Annotated in this window: 1 pseudogene; it reads left to right on the top strand. The window is 41.9% G+C overall.

The window, feature by feature from the left end:
- Window positions 1–267 (top strand): annotated as a pseudogene (locus tag G6042_RS00365) (IS1182 family transposase); the annotation flags it as partial.

Raw genomic sequence — 267 nt, forward strand, 5'->3', positions numbered from 1 at the left:
AAAACAAAATCAAATATGAACTGCTAGAAGAGCAACTCAAAACCAGTGGCGAACCGCAAGTGAGCACTACTGATTGTGATGCAAGAGCACTTTTGGTTCAAGGGCAAGTAGTAGAAGTGTCGTATAATATTCAAGCGGCAGTGGATGATAAACACAACTTGGTTGTGGCAACGCACACCATCAACCGCAACGATAAAAATGCACTTTCGGCCATTGCTCTAGAAGCCAAAGAAAACTTAAATCTAGAAACTTTTACGGCGCTAGTAG

Source organism: Flavobacterium solisilvae (assembly GCF_012911605.1).
Lineage (GTDB): Bacteria > Bacteroidota > Bacteroidia > Flavobacteriales > Flavobacteriaceae > Flavobacterium > Flavobacterium solisilvae.